Annotated in this window: 14 protein-coding genes and 3 pseudogenes; 16 read left to right on the top strand and 1 reads right to left on the bottom strand. The window is 32.9% G+C overall.

All coding sequences use genetic code 11. The features are described 5' to 3' along the window. Positions 1 to 167: 167 nt before the first annotated feature. The 16 genes and pseudogenes from AC3VI6_RS05005 (at position 168) to AC3VI6_RS04930 (ending at position 17,794) form a co-directional block, all read left to right on the top strand. Positions 168 to 1,300: pseudogene (locus tag AC3VI6_RS05005) on the top strand (Mrp/NBP35 family ATP-binding protein). Positions 1,301 to 1,444: 144 nt separating this feature from the next. Beyond that, positions 1,445 to 1,681 (top strand): NifU family protein, encoded by a 237-nt coding sequence (locus AC3VI6_RS05000; protein WP_274634208.1) that lies wholly within the window; start codon positions 1,445 to 1,447, stop codon positions 1,679 to 1,681. Between the two features lie 195 nt (positions 1,682 to 1,876). Continuing rightward, positions 1,877 to 2,933: pseudogene (locus AC3VI6_RS04995) on the top strand (NAD(P)/FAD-dependent oxidoreductase). A 2-nt stretch (positions 2,934 to 2,935) separates the two neighbouring features. After that, positions 2,936 to 3,832 carry a sterol desaturase family protein gene (locus AC3VI6_RS04990; protein WP_497705373.1) on the top strand — a complete coding sequence of 299 codons (897 nt, stop codon included), beginning with the start codon at positions 2,936 to 2,938 and terminating at the stop codon, positions 3,830 to 3,832. A 1-nt stretch (position 3,833) separates the two neighbouring features. Continuing rightward, positions 3,834 to 4,166 (top strand): 2Fe-2S iron-sulfur cluster-binding family protein, encoded by a 333-nt coding sequence (locus tag AC3VI6_RS04985; RefSeq protein ID WP_435253856.1) that lies wholly within the window; start codon positions 3,834 to 3,836, stop codon positions 4,164 to 4,166. 184 nt (positions 4,167 to 4,350) lie between these two features. Next, positions 4,351 to 5,511 (top strand): homogentisate 1,2-dioxygenase, encoded by a 1,161-nt coding sequence (locus tag AC3VI6_RS04980; protein WP_274634205.1) that lies wholly within the window; start codon positions 4,351 to 4,353, stop codon positions 5,509 to 5,511. A gap of 31 nt (positions 5,512 to 5,542) precedes the next feature. Continuing rightward, entirely contained in the window at positions 5,543 to 5,917 is a 375-nt protein-coding gene (locus tag AC3VI6_RS04975; RefSeq protein ID WP_435253854.1) for a four helix bundle protein, read from the top strand. Between the two features lie 51 nt (positions 5,918 to 5,968). Continuing rightward, positions 5,969 to 7,129, top strand: coding sequence for a 4-hydroxyphenylpyruvate dioxygenase (hppD, locus tag AC3VI6_RS04970; protein ID WP_028891719.1), 1,161 nt, complete (start codon positions 5,969 to 5,971; stop codon positions 7,127 to 7,129). 93 nt (positions 7,130 to 7,222) lie between these two features. Continuing rightward, on the top strand, positions 7,223 to 8,140 hold the full coding sequence (locus tag AC3VI6_RS04965) for a tryptophan 2,3-dioxygenase family protein (RefSeq protein WP_497705372.1): 918 nt from the start codon (positions 7,223 to 7,225) through the stop codon (positions 8,138 to 8,140). A 101-nt stretch (positions 8,141 to 8,241) separates the two neighbouring features. After that, positions 8,242 to 9,018 carry a DUF3108 domain-containing protein gene (locus AC3VI6_RS04960; protein WP_435253852.1) on the top strand — a complete coding sequence of 259 codons (777 nt, stop codon included), beginning with the start codon at positions 8,242 to 8,244 and terminating at the stop codon, positions 9,016 to 9,018. Positions 9,019 to 9,116: 98 nt separating this feature from the next. Beyond that, on the top strand, positions 9,117 to 10,397 hold the full coding sequence (locus AC3VI6_RS04955; protein ID WP_497705371.1) for a M23 family metallopeptidase: 1,281 nt from the start codon (positions 9,117 to 9,119) through the stop codon (positions 10,395 to 10,397). A 2-nt stretch (positions 10,398 to 10,399) separates the two neighbouring features. Next, entirely contained in the window at positions 10,400 to 11,971 is a 1,572-nt protein-coding gene (pgi, locus tag AC3VI6_RS04950) for a glucose-6-phosphate isomerase (RefSeq protein ID WP_497705370.1), read from the top strand. A 217-nt stretch (positions 11,972 to 12,188) separates the two neighbouring features. Then, positions 12,189 to 15,378: pseudogene (locus AC3VI6_RS04945) on the top strand (TonB-dependent receptor). Between the two features lie 98 nt (positions 15,379 to 15,476). Continuing rightward, positions 15,477 to 15,899 carry a hypothetical protein gene (locus tag AC3VI6_RS04940; RefSeq protein ID WP_497706571.1) on the top strand — a complete coding sequence of 141 codons (423 nt, stop codon included), beginning with the start codon at positions 15,477 to 15,479 and terminating at the stop codon, positions 15,897 to 15,899. A gap of 139 nt (positions 15,900 to 16,038) precedes the next feature. Beyond that, the gene (locus tag AC3VI6_RS04935) at positions 16,039 to 16,767 is read left to right on the top strand and encodes a lysophospholipid acyltransferase family protein (protein WP_497705369.1); all 729 of its coding nucleotides are present in this window, start codon (positions 16,039 to 16,041) and stop codon (positions 16,765 to 16,767) included. Positions 16,768 to 16,813: 46 nt separating this feature from the next. Then, a complete protein-coding gene (locus AC3VI6_RS04930) occupies positions 16,814 to 17,794 on the top strand; it encodes an acyl-ACP desaturase (protein WP_497705368.1) in 981 nt (326 codons plus the stop codon). Between the two features lie 100 nt (positions 17,795 to 17,894). Here AC3VI6_RS04930 and AC3VI6_RS04925 read toward each other — a convergent pair whose 3' ends face one another. After that, positions 17,895 to 18,683: an amidohydrolase gene (locus AC3VI6_RS04925; RefSeq protein WP_497705367.1), complete on the bottom strand. Its 789-nt coding sequence runs from the start codon at positions 18,681 to 18,683 to the stop codon at positions 17,895 to 17,897. Positions 18,684 to 18,718 lie beyond the last annotated feature (35 nt).

Genomic DNA, 18,718 nt, shown 5'->3' with positions numbered 1-18,718 from the left:
GAGTTAATCCGCAGAATTTGTGTCTATAAAACAAGTTGATAAAACCATAAATATTAGCTATCTAAACACTTTATTTTCTGCGCTCTAAAATGTATCTTTGCAGTTAAGATTAAATAAAAATAAGCAACAAGGTTAAAGCTTGCTGCTCAAAGTATACACCCTAAAACATGAGTTTTAAAAAACAAGATATATACAAAGCGTTAGAAACAATTACAGCGCCAGGAGAAGGTAAAAGCTTAATTGAAAACGAAAATGTAACCAACGTTGTAAGTTTTGGAAATGAAGTAATTGTTGATGTAACAATTTCAAACCCTTCATTGCAAGCAAAAAAGAAAATAGAAGTTGAAATTATGAAAGCAATTCACGAACATGTTGATCAAAAAATCGATGTAAAAGTGAATGTGAAGGTGGAGGTTCAACAAAAAGAAAATCCAAATCAAATTAGAGGAAAAGAAATTCCTAATATTCAAAATATTATTGCCATAGCGTCAGGTAAAGGAGGAGTAGGGAAATCTACTATTACCTCAAACATGGCGGTTTCATTAGCAAAAATGGGCTTTAAAGTTGGAGTGTTAGATGCCGATGTTTATCGGTTCGATCACAGCATTTAATGTTTGATGTTGAAAGAGAAAAACCATTAGCGGTAAATGTAAATGGGCGCTCAAAAATGAAGCCTATTGAAAGCTACGGAGTAAAATTATTATCATTAGGGTTCTTTACAGATCCTAATCAGGCAGTAATTTGGCGTGAACCAATGGCTTCAAAAGCATTAAATCAATTAATTTTTGATGCAGATTGGGGAGAGTTAGATTTCTTACTAATCGATTTACCCCCAGGAACAGGTGATGTACACTTATCAATAGTACAAGCAGTACCAATTAACGGAGCAGTTGTGGTAAGTACACCGCAAAACATTGCCTTAGCAGATGCTAAAAAAGGAGTGGCAATGTTTAAACAAGAAAGTATTAACGTGCCAGTATTAGGTATCGTTGAAAATATGGCGTATTTTACACCAGCAGAACTTCCTAATAATAAATATTATATTTTTGGAGAAGGAGGAGCTAAAAATTTAGCAGAAGATATTGAAACAAGTTTCTTAGGAGAAATACCATTAGTACAAAGCATACGTGAAGCAGGAGATGTTGGACATCCAGTAGCTTTACAAGAAAACACACCACTAGCAGAAGCTTTTACAGAGGTAACTAAAGAAATGGTTTCACAACTATTAAAAAGAAATGCTAATTTACCACCAACAGAAGTAGTACGAATTACTACCATGAGTGGTTGTAGCACAAAATAAAGCCCACCCTATCCCTCCCAAAGGGAGGGAAAAAGTGAGTGTTATAGTAGGATTCACTACATGTAATGTGCTAAGAAAGTATAAATAAAACTCAGACACCCTGTTTTGAGTTTCTCCCCTTGGGGAGATTAAAAGGGACTTATTATGGCAACAACAGACATAAAAAATAACGTAGAAAAAGCTTTAGAGGAAATTCGTCCATTCTTAGTAAGTGATGGAGGGAATATCAAGTTGTTATCTATTGAAGATAATACGGTAAAAGTACAGTTAGAAGGAGCTTGTAGTGGTTGTTCTGTTAATCAGATGACTTTAAAGAACGGAGTGGAAGCTACTATTAAAAAATATGCGCCAGAAATTAAAGAGGTAATAAACGTAGCTTAAAACTGATAAAAGTCAGGTTTTAAACTGAATTATTACTGTAATTTTGGGTGTTCGAATGTGCTTTCGTCGTTAGCTTTCCGGTTTTAAAAAAGAGGAGAGTTCAAACAAGTCACTCAATCACTAACGCATAAAACATTCCTGTCTTAAATACCAAGGCAGGAATTGTCAATATAAAAAGACAATTTTGTAACTAAAATGATACAAACAGACATATTAATTATTGGAGCACTAACCAACAGGATTATTCACGGTTTTTGAAGCAGGATTATTAAAATTACGTTGTCATTTAATCGATGCTTTACCACAACCAGGTGGGCAATGTTCAGAAATTTATCCAAAGAAACCTATTTATGATATCCCAGCATATCCTGAGATTTTAGCAGGAGATTTGACAGATAAATTAATGGAACAAATTAAACAATTTGAACCAGGGTTTACCTTAGGAGAACGTGCAGATACGATTGAAAAACAAGAGGACGGAACGTTTATCGTTACCACCAATAAAGGAACAAAACACCAAGCACCAGTAGTAGCAATTGCAGGAGGTTTAGGAAGTTTTGAACCGCGTAAACCACCTATTCCAAATATTGCTGACTTTGAAGATAAGGGAGTTGAGTACATGATTAAAGAGCCTGAGTTGTATCGTGATAAAGATGTGGTAATTGCGGGAGGAGGAGATTCCGCTTTAGATTGGTCAATTTTCTTAACTGATGTGGCTAAATCGGTAACATTAATACATCGAAGAAATGAATTTAGAGGGGCCTTAGATTCAGTTGATAAAGTACAAGAGTTAAAAAACGAAGGAAGATTGATGCTAATAACACCAGCTGAAGTAACAGGAATTGTTGGAGAAGGTAAGGTAGAAGGCGTTGTAGTTGAGCAAAAAGATAAAGAACCATTTACTTTAGCATGTGATCATTTTATTCCATTATTTGGATTGGCACCAAAGTTAGGACCAATTGCCAATTGGGGATTAGAGATTGAAAAAAATGCCATTAAAGTAAATAATGCTTTAGATTATCAAACCAATGTAGAAGGTATTTATGCCATTGGTGATGTAAATACATATCCAGGAAAGTTAAAGTTGATTTTATGTGGATTCCACGAAGCGACCTTAATGTGTCAGAGTGCTTTCCAACGTATTCATCCAGATAAAAAATATGTGATGAAATATACCACAGTTGGTGGTGTTGACGGGTTTGACGGTACTCGAAAAGAAGCGCCTAAAGCTGTGGTTAAAGCGATAAATTAAGCGTGACATTAACTGAATACATACAGCAATTATCCGAAGACAGATTATTGTACTTCGCTTTGCCTATATTTTTCATTTCCATGTTAGTGGAATACCGAATAGCAAAAGAAAAATATCATGGTAAAGATACCAGAGTATCAATGTTAATGATGGTGTTTTCTGCTATTGTTGAATTTATTCCAAAAATCTTAGCATTTGTGGCTTTTTTCTACTTGCATGAAATTAGCCCATTAAAAGGTATTGTACAACGTCAATGGTGGGCATGGATTTTATTGTTGTTGGCTGATGATTTTGCTTATTACTGGTTCCACCGTTTAAATCACGAAGTACGCTTGTTTTGGGCAGGTCATGTACCACATCATTCGTCAGTGCATATGAATTTAGGAACAGCGTTACGCCAAGGAGTCGGTGAACGTATTCATAAATTTTTCTTTTGGATGTGGATTCCGTTATTAGGATTTGATCCTTTAATGATGTTTACGATGATGGGAATCAGTTTAATTTATCAGTTTTTTGTGCATACAGAATTGGTAGATAAACTGCCAAAACCTATTGAATTCATTTTCAATACACCTTCACATCATAGAGTGCACCATACTTCTAATATTCGTTACCTAGATTGTAATCATGCAGGAATTTTAATTGTTTGGGATCGTATGTTTGGTACCTTTTCAGAAGAATTAAAAGAAGTTGATAAACCTGTATATGGTCTTACAGTTAATATTGAAACCTTTAATCCCGTAAAAGTAGCAACGCATGAATACGCTGCTATTTGGAGTGATGTCAAAAGAGCTTATAAATGGAGCGACAAACTGAATTATATATTCAATTCACCAGGTTGGACACATGATGGGGAAGATAAAAGAGCGAAAACACTTCGAAAAAAAATGAATTTGTAAGATGGAACAAGATATTACTATAAAAATTACCGATCGTGACGGAGTTACTCACGAGGTACAAGCACCAACAGATATGGCTATGAACTTAATGGAGGTAGTTCGTTCGTACGAATTAGCTCCAGAAGGAACTATTGGTATTTGTGGTGGAATGGCAATGTGCGCATCATGTCAATGCTATGTTAAATCTGATCACTTATTACCAGAAATGGGAGATGATGAAGAAGCAATGCTAGCCGAAGCTTTTTATGTAGAAGACAATAGCCGATTGGGTTGTCAAATACAAATTACACCAGATTTAGATGGTTTAGAGGTAGAATTAGCTCCTGAAAGTTAATAAAAAACCACACTTTTCTGTATATTTGTAGAACAACAACTAAAGTTCTAGAAATGTATTGGTTAGACCTTTTATCACATTTAAAATTTATGATAAAGCGCAACCCTGAATAGTTGCAACTAGTTAGTTAAAAAAGGAGTTAATTATCAAATTAACACATTAATTAATTATCAAATTATCAAGTATGCCTTTTTATCATAAATTAGGAAAAATTCCACATAAACGACATATACAATTTCGTAAAGAAGACGGAAGTTTATATTACGAACAATTATTTGGTACAATTGGTTTCGACGGAATGTCAACCAACAGTTATCATGAATACAGACCAACAATGGTCAAAGAAATTCGTAAGCAATACTCTATTGCGCCTAAAGTAGCGAAAGAAAATAATATTCAATCGTATCGCTTCAGAGGATTTCAAGTTCCAGCAGAAAATGATTACTTAAAAAGTAGAAAAGTAGTTCTTACCAATTCTGATTGTAACATCATTTTATCGGCTCCAAAAGAATCTACCAAAGATTACTTTTATAAAAATACAGATGCAGATGAGGTAATTTTCATCCACAAAGGAACGGGGAAATTACGTACGATGTTAGGGAATTTAGATTTCAAATATGGTGATTACTTAGTAATTCCTCGTGGAATCATTTATAAATTAGATTTCGATACGGAAGATAACAGATTATTTATCGTAGAATCATATCGTCCGGTATATACTCCAAAAAGATATCGTAACTGGTTTGGACAATTATTAGAACATTCACCATTTTGTGAACGTGATATCCGCAGACCAGAAGAGTTAGAAACGCATGATGAAAAAGGCGATTTTGTTATCAATGTAAAAAAACAAGATGAAATTATTGAAATGGTGTACGCAACACATCCATTTGATGTGGTTGGATACGATGGATATAACTATCCGTATGCATTTTCAATTCACGATTTCGAACCAATAACAGGGCGTATTCATCAACCGCCACCAGTGCATCAAACTTTTGAAACAGATGCTTTTGTAATCTGTAGTTTTGTGCCAAGGTTATACGACTACCACCCGCAGGCTATTCCAGCACCATACAATCACAGTAATATTGATTCTGATGAAGTGTTGTATTATGTAGATGGAGATTTTATGAGTAGAAACGATATTGCTCCAGGACATATATCGTTACACCCAGCAGGAATTCCTCACGGACCACATCCAGGTGCTACTGAAAGAAGTATCGGTGAAACTGTAACTGAAGAACTAGCCGTAATGGTTGATACTTTTAAACCGTTAAAAGTAACCGAAGAAGCTATGAAAATAGCAGATGAAGATTATTACAAATCTTGGTTAGAGGAGTAATTAGTTAATTTGATAATTAGGAAATGAGCTAATGATGATTTTTTCGAAAAGTGATAAGTATCAAAATAATCCTATTTTAAAAGAAACCTTTGAGTTTTCCCTTGAAATAGTCAGATATTCGGAATCACTAGAAGAAAAAAGAAAGTTTGTTTTAGCTAAACAAATTATTCGATCAGGAACATCAATAGGAGCTAATGTTAAAGAAGCACAAAATGCTGAAAGTAAAGCTGATTTCATTCACAAAATGAAAATAGCTTTAAAAGAGGCTGATGAAACCGAATATTGGTTGTTTTTATGTGAAAATCTAGATTCATATCCTAATCCAGGTAAACTAATAGAGAAACTAAATACAATTATTAAAATTTTAAACAAAATAATTAGCAGCTCAAAACGTATTAGTAGTTGAGTTACTTAGCAAAAACATTCGCTAATTCGCTAATCAACAAATTATCACATCATGAGTAAGGAAATAAAATCAGTAAACTACGGTTTAGAAAAAATATTTGAAGGAGCGCAAGACTTCTTACCACTTTTAGGAACAGATTATGTAGAGTTTTATGTAGGAAATGCAAAACAAGCAGCGCATTTTTATAAAACAGCATTCGGGTTTCAATCGTTAGCCTATAAAGGACTAGAAACAGGTTCAAAAGAAGAAGTAAGCTATGTATTAGTACAAGATAAAATCCGATTAGTACTAACGACTCCTTTAAACAGTAAGTCACCAATTAATGAGCATATTGTAAAACATGGTGATGGAGTTAAAGTAGTAGCACTTTGGGTTGAAGATGCTAGAAAAGCTTATGAAGAAACAACTTCAAGAGGAGCAAAATCATACATGGAGCCAACTGTTGAAACAGATGAGCACGGAGAAGTTGTAAGAGCGGGAATTTACACGTATGGAGAAACAGTTCATATGTTTGTAGAGCGTAAAAATTACAACGGAACATTTTTACCAGGTTTCCAAAAATGGGAATCAGATTATAATCCACCAACAGCAGGATTAAAATATATCGATCATATGGTTGGTAATGTTGGTTGGAATCAAATGGATGTTTGGGTAAAATGGTACGAAGATGTAATGGGATTTGAAAACTTCTTATCATTTGATGACAAACAAATTCATACAGAATACTCTGCTTTAATGAGTAAAGTAATGTCTAACGGAAACGGAAGAATCAAATTCCCAATTAACGAGCCAGCTGAAGGAAAAAAACGTTCTCAAATTGAAGAATATTTAGATTTTTATGAAGGAGCAGGAGTACAACACATTGCTGTTGCTACTGATGATATTATAAAAACAGTAAGTCAATTAAGATCTCAAGGGGTAGAATTTTTATCAACTCCACCAGAAGAATATTACAAAGCAGTTCCAGGAAGATTAGAAGAATTTAGTCACGAGTTAAGAGAAGATATTGAAAAGCTAAAATCTCTAGGAATTATGATTGATGCTGATGAAGAAGGGTATTTATTACAAATCTTTACAAAACCAGTAGAAGATCGTCCTACGTTATTCTTTGAAATTATCCAACGTATGGGAGCTCGTGGTTTTGGAGCAGGAAACTTTAAAGCGTTGTTCGAATCAATCGAAAGAGAGCAAGAATTAAGAGGAACGTTATAAACTAATAGATAATAGAAAAAAGAGAAAAGAAAATAGATGGTTTTACTGTCTATTTTCTCTTTTCTCTTTTCTTTTTTCTCAAACAAATGTAAAATGAGCAAAGAAGAAATATTAAAAGCAATAGAAGAAAAATACGATAAGTTAGGTGTTCCTGTAGAAGCAATGCTAGAAGGATTACTTTGGAGCGAACCTATAACTTATTGGGATTATATACAAACAGATGCACTTTTAGGGTTACAGATTCCAAGAACAACATTACCTGATGAAATGGTGTTTATCATGTATCATCAAGTAAACGAATTATTATTCAAAATGATTTTGTGGGAAATTGATCAGGTAGCAAAATCTGAAGAAATTACAGCAGAAAAGTTTTCTAAACATCTAATGCGTATTAGTCGCTATTTTGATATGTTGTGTAGTTCGTTTACAGTAATGGGTGACGGAATGGATGTAGACCAATACTTAAAATTCCGTAATACACTTACCCCTGCGAGTGGTTTTCAAAGTGCACAATATCGTAAAATTGAGTTTGCATCAACAGATTTAATTAATTTGATAGATGCTCGTTATAGAGATACGATTGACAGAAATTCATCATTTAAAAATGCTTACGATCATTTGTATTGGCAAGCAGCAGGAAAAAACTATACCACAGGTCAAAAAACCACCTTATTAACGTTGTTTGAAAAGAAGTATATGGGTGATTTTATCGATTTTATGGAAGATTATAATGATTGTAACCTTTCAAAAAAATTCAAACAATTACCAGATGATGTTCAAAATGATGAAGCGTTAATCAGAGCAATGCGTCATTACGATTATACGGTAAATGTAAAGTGGGTAATGGCTCATTACAATGCTGCAGGAAAATACCTTGGAGGTGAGGAAGGTGATATAGAGGCTACCGGTGGTAGTAACTGGCGTAAGTATTTGCATCCTAAATATCAGAGAAGAATTTTCTTCCCATATCTATGGAGTGAAGAAGAATTAAAAAACTGGGGAACTTTTTAACCGGTATAACAATAAAATAAAAGCTGTTTAATGTTTGGTTAAACAGCTTTTTTGATTTTTGGAATAGTAATTGTTTATCAATTTTCATAAGTTTGAATATTATGAGAAAAAGAATATTATTTTTTACGTTTTTAGTCGTTGTGCAAAGTTTCTTTGCGCAAGAAAACCCTGTAGCATATAAGAGCGGTGAGTGGTTACGATTTGATATGAGTTATAGCGGATTTTTAAAAGCAGGAACGGCTGTTTTACAATTAAAGGAGAAGAACTTAAATAATAAAAAAGTGCTTCATGCTGTAGGAACTGGAAAAACAACAGGAGTTATTAGCTGGTTTTTTAAGGTTGAAGACAGGTATGAGAGTTATTTTGGAATTGATAAAGTTCAACCGTATTTATTCAAAAGAAAAATTGATGAAGGTGGGCATAAAAAGAATCGTCATATAACTTTTAACCATCAAAAAAATACGGCATACGTTCAAGATTTTTTGAAACAAAAAGATACATTGATTTCAGTAAAATCCCCTCAAGATATGATTTCTACCTTTTATTTCTTAAGAAGTCAAGATACAGAAAACATGAAAAAAGGTGAAGAAATTGAACTCGATATGTTTTTTGATAATAAAAGTTATCCGTTCAAATTACGTTTTTTAGGCAACGAAACGGTTAAAACAAAGTTTGGTAAAGTAAAAACCCAAAAGTTTAGACCTTTAGTTCAAGCAGGTAGAGTTTTCAAGGAAAAAGAAAGTGTAACTATTTGGATTTCAGCAGATGATAATAAAATACCTATCAAGATGAGAGCTTCTTTAGCTGTTGGTTCATTGCGTGCAGATTTAGACGCATATAAAGGTTTAGCAAACCCTTTTGAAATTGTTGTAGATTAAAAAAGTAATATATGCTGTTTATGAATTGTTAAAGTGTAAGAAAAAATACTATTTATTTGTACTTTTGCGCATAAACTCAAATCTAAAGCAGCTTTTTTTTGAAAAAAATAATCCTTCCATTTATTATCGCCTTACTTCTGTTTTCTTGTAAAGAAGAAAAGAAAGTAGTTATAACAGAACCAGTTGAAATAAAAGAACCAGAGCCAGTTATAGCTTACGGTTTTAATTTAGATAATTTTACTGTTATTAACGATACGATTAAGGAAGGCGAAAGTTTTGGAGTAATTATGGATAGACATCGTGTGATGTATCCTAAAATAAATGAAATCGCTACAAAAATTAAAGATACTTTTGATGTAAGAAGAGTTCGATCTGGAAGAGCATACACCATTTTAGCATCTAAAGATACTTTAGAACAAGCTAAAGTTTTTATTTATAAACACAACAAAGTTGAAGCTACAATTATTGATTTTAAAGATTCTATAATTTCAGCGTACAAGTACAGAAAACCAATTAAAACGGTACAGAAAGAAATAGCAGGTAAAATTTATTCAAACCTTTCGATTACGATGGATAGTTTACAACTAAAACCAACACTTACGAATACCGTGGCAGATATTTACGCATGGACATTAGATTTTTATCGATTACAGAAGGGAGACAAGTTTAAATTAATCTATGAGGAAAAATTTATAAATGATACCGTTTTTGTAGGTTATGGAGAGGTAAAAGCAGCTGTTTTTAGCCATGGAGGAGAAGATTTATATGCGTATAAATTTGTTGCAGACTCAATTAAGAAAATCCCTGAGTATTACGATCAAGATGGAAATATGTTGCGTCGAGCTTTTTTAAAATCTCCAATTAAATTTCAATACCGAATTTCTTCACGCTATAATTTAAGAAGAAGAATTAAGTTATATGGTAATAAAGTAAGAGCTCATAAAGGAACTGATTTTGCAGCTAGATATGGAACAGAAATTATGACTACTGCTAGCGGAACAGTTGTAGAGTCTGCTAGAAGAGGGGGGAATGGAAACTATGTTAAAATAAAACATAATAGTACCTATACAACGCAATATTTGCACATGAAAAGGCGTAATGTACGCGTTGGAGATTACGTAAAACAAGGAGATGTAATAGGTTGGGTAGGTATGACAGGAAATACGAGTGGTCCGCATGTGTGCTATCGTTTCTGGAAAAATGGTAGACAAGTAGACCCGTTTAGAGAAAAGCTTCCTTCAGCAGAACCTTTGGCAGCAGAAATTAAACCTACGTATTTTGAGTTTATAAAACCATTGAAGAGACAATTAGATAGTATACAATATCCTCAACCAGAGCCTCTTTCATTTAAAGAAAAAGAAATATTAGCTACGAATTAACTATGCCTTTACTTAACATAAAGCCAACTGAAACTGTTGCTTGGGAAAATTTAACAAAACACTTTCAACAAGCAAAAGAGTATGAGTTGAAAGAATTGTTTCTTAAAAACAAGAACAGAAAAGAAGAGTTTTCTATTTCTATAGATGAATTCCAATTCGATTTTTCTAAAAATAGAATTACTCAAGAAACGATAGATTTATTGGTCTCATTGGCTGAAGAAGCGGAACTAAAAGATGCTATTGAAAAATATTTTTCAGGAGATAAAATTAACGTTACTGAAAATAGGGCAGTATTGCACACAGCTTTAAGAAGCAGTTCTGATATTCCAGTTTTTGTAGAAGGAAAAGATGTAAAACCTAAAATCCAAACGGCTTTACGTAAAATGAAAGCTTTTAGTAATAAAGTTATTTTAGGAAAATGGAAAGGTTTTACAGGAAAACCTATTACAGATATTGTTAATATAGGTGTTGGCGGATCAGATTTGGGACCTCAAATGGTTGTAGAAGCACTTCAGTTTTATAAAAATAAGCTAAACACTCATTTTGTATCTAATATTGATGGAGATCATGTCTTTGAGATTTTAAAAAAAATTAATCCAGAAACCACTTTATTCATTGTTGTTTCAAAAAGTTTTACAACTCAAGAAACAATGAGTAATGCAAATACCATTCGAGATTGGTTTTTAAAATCAGCCACAGTTTTTGATATTTCTAAACATTTTGTCGCAGTTTCATGTAATATGAAAGCTGTTGATAGTTTTGGAATTGACAAGAAAAATGTATTCCCGATGTGGGATTGGGTTGGAGGTAGATTTTCTCTTTGGTCTGCAGTAGGTTTGTCAATTTGCTTATCTGTTGGATTTGATAATTTTAAAGAGTTATTGAAAGGAGCAGAAAAAGTTGATGAACATTTTAGAATAACTAATTTTGATGAGAATATTCCGGTTTTACTGGCTTTATTAAGTATTTGGTATAACAATTTTTTTGATGCTGAAACAGAATTGGTATTGCCTTACAGTCAATATTTAGCTAAATTTCCAGAGCACTTGCAACAAGCTATTATGGAAAGTAATGGTAAAAATGTAGATAGAAATGGAGAGGAGATTGATTACCAAACTGGAACCATTATTTGGGGAGGAACAGGAGTTAACTCTCAACATGCGTTCATGCAATTACTACACCATGGTACCAAATTAATTCCAGTGGATTTCATTGGTTTTAGAGAACCATTATACGACTTTGAAGATCATCATGAGAAATTGATGGCAAACTATTATGCTCAACAAGAGGCACTAGCTTTTGGAAGAACAAAAGAAGAAGCTCATTTAGAGTTGAAATTAAATGGTCAAGCAAGTCAAATAAATCAACTTTTACCATATAAAGTTTTTAAAGGGAATCATCCAAGTAATTCTATGCTGTTCGATAAACTGTCGCCCTATACTTTGGGAATGTTATTAGCTATTTACGAACATAAAATTTTTACTCAAGGAGTAATATGGAATATCTTTTCATATGATCAATTTGGAGTAGAACTAGGAAAAGAATTGGCTCAAAAGAACTTAGTTAACGATTAAACTTCTGTCAATCGTATTTATTTTTATTTCTTTAACTTATAATTAGGTTTTGTTAACAACTCTGTTGATATATAATTGACTGGTAATCAGATTTGTTTTTCAGTTTTATTAACTTAAAGCGTCTTAAATTCTTGTTAAAACTTAACATTAATTTAATATTAGCCATATGTAAAAGCAGGATATTTGCACTTGCATTTAATAACAATTAGATTAAAAAATGAAAACATTTAAAAATGTATTACTTGTAGCTTTGTTTTTTGCGACAGCTACGGTTTTAGGGCAAGGAGTAACAACTTCTTCCATTGGAGGGAAAGTAACAGATCCTACTGGAGAGTCTTTACCAGGAGCGAATGTTGTTGCTGTTCACACACCGACAGGAACAAAGTATGGTGCATCAACCGACTTTGATGGTTATTTTAGAATTACTAACATGAAATCAGGATGAACCTTATACGGTTACTATTTCTTTTGTTGGTCTAAAAAATTACGAGCAAAGTAATGTTGTTTTAGGTTTAGGGGAATCTAAAAGATTTACAGTTGTAATGGTAGAAGACGCTAATACTTTAGAAGAAGTAGTAATTACAGCTCAGAATAACGGTGTTTTTGGATCTGATAAAAATGGATCTGAGACAACGATTTCTCAAAAACAAATTCAAAACTTACCTTCTGTATCTAGAGGTATAGCTGATTTTGTTAGATTAACACCACAAGCACAAATTACTAATGACAACGAAATATCTATTGCAGGTCAAAATAATCGTTATAATGCTATTTATATTGATGGAGCTGTCAATAATGATGTGTTTGGTTTAGCAGCATCAGGTACAAACGGTGGTCAAACAGGAGTAAATCCTTTTTCTGTTGATGCTATTGAATCATTTCAAGTTAACGTAGCTCCTTTTGATGTGAAAATTTCTGGTTTCTCAGGAGGTGCAATTAGTGCAATTACAAGATCAGGAACAAATGAGTTTGAAGGTTCTGCTTATGCTTTTGTAAGAAATGAGAGTTTAGCAGGAAAAACTCCATATGCTATTTCAGAAAATAATCGTAAAAAATTAGATGAGTTTACTGCATTAACTTATGGTGCTAGAATTGGAGGTCCAATTGTTAAAGATAAATTATTCTTTTTCGTAAACTATGAAAGACAAGATGATGAAACTCCACAACCTTATGATATTGCTAATTATAATGGAGCTTCTTCAGCTACAGATTTAGAAAACCTAAGTAGTTTTTTACAAAACACTTACGGTTATAATCCAGGAGGTTATGCAAATAACACGGATAAATTAAGTAGCCATAAATTTATTGCGAAATTAGATTGGAACATAAATGATAAGCACAAATTATCGTTAAAACATTCTTATGTTAATGCTGAGCAAATTAATGCTAGTAGATCTACTAATTCTACAATAAATTTTTATAACACAGCTATATTTTTCCCTTCAGAAACAAACTCTACTTCGTTAGAATTTAACTCTAGGTTTAATGATAAGTTTTCAAACAATTTAGTGGTAGGTTATACTTCTGTAAGAGATGATAGAGATCCTTTTGGAAATCCATTTCCTTATGTGAGAATTGATGATGGAAATGGTACTATTCGTTTTGGGTCAGAACAATATTCAACAGCAAACTTGTTAGAGCAAGATATTCTTACAATAACAAATAACTTCGAGATTTTCTCAGGAAGACATAAGTTTACAATAGGTACACACAATGAATTTGCTACAGCAAAAAACTTATTCTTTGCTAATAACTTTGGTTATTATGAGTACGATTCTGTAGCTGATTTTATGGCAGGAGGAGCACCGTCTAACTACCAAAGAGGATATTCTTTATTAGCTCCTGGTGTTGGAGATTCTTCTAGTGGAGCGTCTGAATTTGCGACATCTCAAATAGGATTTTATATTCAAGATGAGGTTGATATCACAGATGACTTTAAGTTCACAGCTGGTTTACGTTTAGATATTCCATTATGGGAAGATGGTATAGCTAATGATGATTTTAACACAAGAACTGCAGCTTTATTAGGTGGTAGATTATTAGGAGCAAGAGTTGGTAAAAAAGTTGAAACTAAACTTTATTTCTCTCCAAGATTAGGATTTAACTGGAATGTTAACGGAGAGTCTAAAACTCAAGTTAGAGGAGGTTTTGGTATTTTCGTGTCTAGATTGCCATTAGTATGGCCAGGAGGTACATACAACAATAACGGTATTACAGGAGGTTATTATTTTACAAATAATGGAGTAGCTTCATTTAACCCAGATGTAAATTCTCAACCAGTAGGAGCTGTTCCTGGAAGTGGACAAGTAGGAGGTAATATTGATTTATTTGCTCCATCATTTGAGTTACCTCAAGTGGTAAAGTATAACTTAGCTATTGATCAAAAATTACCAGGAGGATTTATTTTAAGTGCAGACGCTTTATATAATGATAACTTAAAAGCTATTTATTATGAAAATGTAAACCTTAAAAATCCAACTCAAACTCTTACAGGAACTGGTGATAATAGACCATTATGGAATAGAAATGATAGAGTTGATCCAACTTATGATGGTATATATTTAGCATCGAATACTAACAAAGGGTATTCTTGGAATACGTCTGTAACTTTAAGAAAAACTCCTATTTATGGTTTCAATGGTAGTGTAACATATAGTTATGGTGACTCTAAAAGTATTTTTGAAGGAACAAGTTCTCAAAATAGTTCTCAATGGAGAAACCAATTATCTGTAAATGGTAAAAACAGATCTGAATTAGCAAGATCTCAGTTTGCACAAGGTCATAGAGTTTTAGCAAACGTAGGTTACGAGTATAAGTGGAACGAAAACTTAAAAACAGCTATCTCTTTTGTTTATGAAGGTAAACAAGGAGCTCCATTCTCATATGTTTATAGTGAAGGAAGAGATTTGTTAAATGATGATTCAAGAGATAATGCTTTAATGTACGTACCAGTAGATGCTAGTGATATTGTATTAGTTGATGGAGCTAACGGTTTAACAACTGCTCAACAATGGGAGGGATTAAATAGCTATATTGAAAATGACGAGTATTTAAGAACACGTCGTGGTCAATATGTTGAAAGAAATGCTCAGTTTGGACCTTGGAGTCATGTAGTTGATATGAAGTTAATTCAAGATTTTTCTTTAAACATTGGAGAGAAAAAGCATACACTACAAGCTACTTTTGATATTTTTAACTTTACTAACTTATTAAACAAAGAGTGGGGTACAAGAAAATTTGTATCTAACTTTGGAGAAGCTTCTATTTTAAGAAATGAAGGAATTAATGGAACAACTCCTGAGTTTAGTTTCAATCCTAATGCAACAAACATCTATTCTGTAGATGATTCAGGATTAAACTCATCTCGTTGGCAAATGCAAGTAGGTTTAAGATATATCTTTAAGTAATATCCAACCAAAAAATAATTTAAAAACCACCTCGTACGAGGTGGTTTTTTTATGCAGAAAATTCAGTATTTTTACACAGACAAAACTTAAAAATCATGATGAAAACATTACACTCTTATTGGGCATACATTGTATTAGCAGTTTTAATATTTACGGTGGTAAATGCTATTATAGGATTAGTACAAAAGAAAGAATTTACCCACAAAGAGTTCCGTTTAGGGTTATTTACATTAATAACAGCTCATATTCAATTATTAATTGGTTTAGGATGGTATTTTATGTCTCCTTGGTATAAAGCTTTAAAAGCTAATGGAAGTGAGGTTATGGGAGAGCCAATGACACTTTTGTTAGCAGTAGAGCACCCATTAATGATGATAATTGCTATTGTGTTAATTACAATAGGGTGGTCTAAGCACAAAAAACAAGTAAAAAGCGAAGCTAAGTTTAAAACCTTTGCCATCTTTTACGGATTAGCTTTATTACTAATTCTCTCAAGAATTCCTTGGAGCAACTGGTTTTAAGATAAAATTATAGTCCCGCTTTCGCGGGATTTTTTATTTTTACGCACTAGTAAAGTTTTAAAAATGAAATCGGTATGTTTTTGTAGCGGTTTTAATTAGTAAAAAACTAAACTAATAAACAACAAAACAACTAAATAGAATGAAGATTTTAAGTTATATTCTCTCATCAATCTTTGCATTGGTGTTTTTTTCGCTATTGTTAATTTTTCATCCAATACAATGGATTGGGTTGAAGCTTTTTGGTCAAGAAGGACATCAAAATGTAGTAAATTTCATGAATTGGTTTCTTGTTAAATCGTTATTGATTTTAGGAATACGAGTTCAATTTGAAAACAAACACAACTTGCCAGAAAATACAACCTTAATTTTTGTAGCCAATCATCAAAGTACATTTGATATTCCGCCAATTATTTGGTACCTTAGAAGACACTACCCAAAATTTGTATCAAAAAAAGAACTAGGAAAAGGAATTCCTAGCATTTCCTTCAATTTAAAATACGGAGGAGCTGCTTTAATTGATAGAAAAGACCCTAAACAAGCCTTATCTGAATTAGGAAAGTTTGCTAAGAGAATTAATGAAAATAACTGGTCTGCAGCTATTTTTCCAGAAGGAACTAGAAGTAGAACAGGAAAACCAAAGGCATTCTCTGTAAACGGACTTAAAATGATCGCTAAATACAATCCAGAAGCGTATGTGGTGCCTTTATCAATCAATAATTCGTGGAAAGTATTTAAATACGGAAAATTTCCATTAGGAATAGGATGTCCTATAAAGATCCAAACTCACGAACCTATAAAAGTAAACAGTTTACCGTTTGATGAGTTAATAGCAAAAACTGAAACAGCAGTAAAGTCTGGGATATACTAGATATACTTAAACGAAAACAAACAACAATAAATATAAACCCTTAATTATGTCGATACAAAACATTAGAAAGGAAGTAATGCAAACGCTGGAAAAAAACATTGACAGTTTTGTAGACAAATTCTTGATGCCAATAGAAAAGATTTGGCAACCTACCGATTTTTTACCCAACTCACAAAAAGATTCTTTTATTGATGAAGTAAAAGAAATTCAAGAACTATCAAAAGAACTTGATGATGATTTTTGGGTGGTTTTAGTAGGAGATACTATTACTGAAGAAGCTTTACCAACGTATGAGTCATGGTTATTAGACTTAGACGGAGTTACACAACAACCAGATAATGGTTGGGCAAAATGGGTGCGTGCTTGGACTGCGGAAGAAAACCGTCATGGAGATGTGTTAAACAAATACTTATATCTTTCAGGAAGAGTTAATATGCGTGAGGTAGAAATATCTACACAGCATTTAATTGCTGATGGATTTGATATTGGTACAGCTACTGATCCGTATAAAAACTTCGTGTACACAAGTTTTCAAGAGTTAGCAACATATATTTCACACAATAATGTAGCTAAAATTGCAAAAAAGCAAGGACACAAAGCTTTAGCAAAAATGTCTAAAATCATTGCTGGAGATGAAATGCGTCATCACTTAGCGTATACTGAGTTTGTGAAAGAAATCTTTAAGATAGATCCAAGTGAAATGATGTTGGCATTTCAACACATGATGAAACATAAAATTGTAATGCCCGCAATGCATTTAAGAGAATCTTTTGGAGAAAAAGGAAGTTTGTTTGATGATTTCTCTACAGTAGCGCAAAGAATAGGTGTATACACTGGCTTTGACTATGTTGACATTCTTAAAAAGTTGAATGAAACTTGGGAAATTGATAAAATCACCAATTTAACTCCAGAAGCAGAAAAAGCACGTGATTTCTTAATGAAATTACCGGATAGAATGTACAGAATCACTGAACGTATCGTAGTACCTGATACAAAGTTCAATTTTAAATGGATGGTTCCTGCATAAACTAATTAAGTAGCGTCATTACGAACGGTAGTGAAGTAATCTTCTAGTTTATAGTTATTCTACAAACAGATTACTTCGTCATAAATTCCTCGTAATGACGTTATTTTTTAATAACAAAGGCATCCCTGTCATCTAAAAAACAAAATCGATCACGGATTTTTGTTTGCTCATTTTTATCTAATTCAACAATCAATATTTCCTCAGTTCCTTGGTTATTTTTAGCTAAACAATTACCTAAAGTATCATAGCATACGGTATTTCCTGTATATTCATACTTATTAGGGTCAACACCTACTCTATTCACACCAATGGTATAGCTCATGTTTTCGATAGCACGCGCTTTTAATAAGCTGTCCCAAGCTTCAATACGAGGTTTAGGCCAACTTGCCACATACAGTAATAAATCATAATTATCGGTGTTTCTAGCCCATACAGGAAAACGTAAATCATAACATATTAACGGGCAAATTTTCCATCCTTTGTAGTCAACGATGATTCTTTCAGTTCCTGCGGAAAAAATCTCATGTTCACCTGCCAGTGTAAAGGTGTGTTTTTTGTTATACGAATCTATTTTTCCTGAAGGACGAACAAACAACAAACGATTGTAAAAACAATCATTTTCACGAATAACAATACTGCCTACAATAGCTGTGGATTTTTTTTGAGCCAAATATTGTAGCCATTGTACCGTTTCACCTTCCATAGTTTCAGCAACAGTTGAAGCATTCATGGTAAATCCTGTAGTAAACATCTCAGGTAAAACGACTAAATCAATTTTATCTGACAAACCATTCATTTTTTCTTCAAATCGTTTTCTATTTTCTGTTGGGTTTTCCCAAACCAAATCCGATTGAATTAAAGCTACTTTTAAAGTATTTGTTGTGTTCATGACTAAAGGTTGTTTGTACTATCAAAAGTAGGATA

It is taken from the genome of Tenacibaculum sp. TB-56, from assembly GCF_059716275.2.
This window is presented reverse-complemented; position numbering and strand designations above follow the sequence as displayed.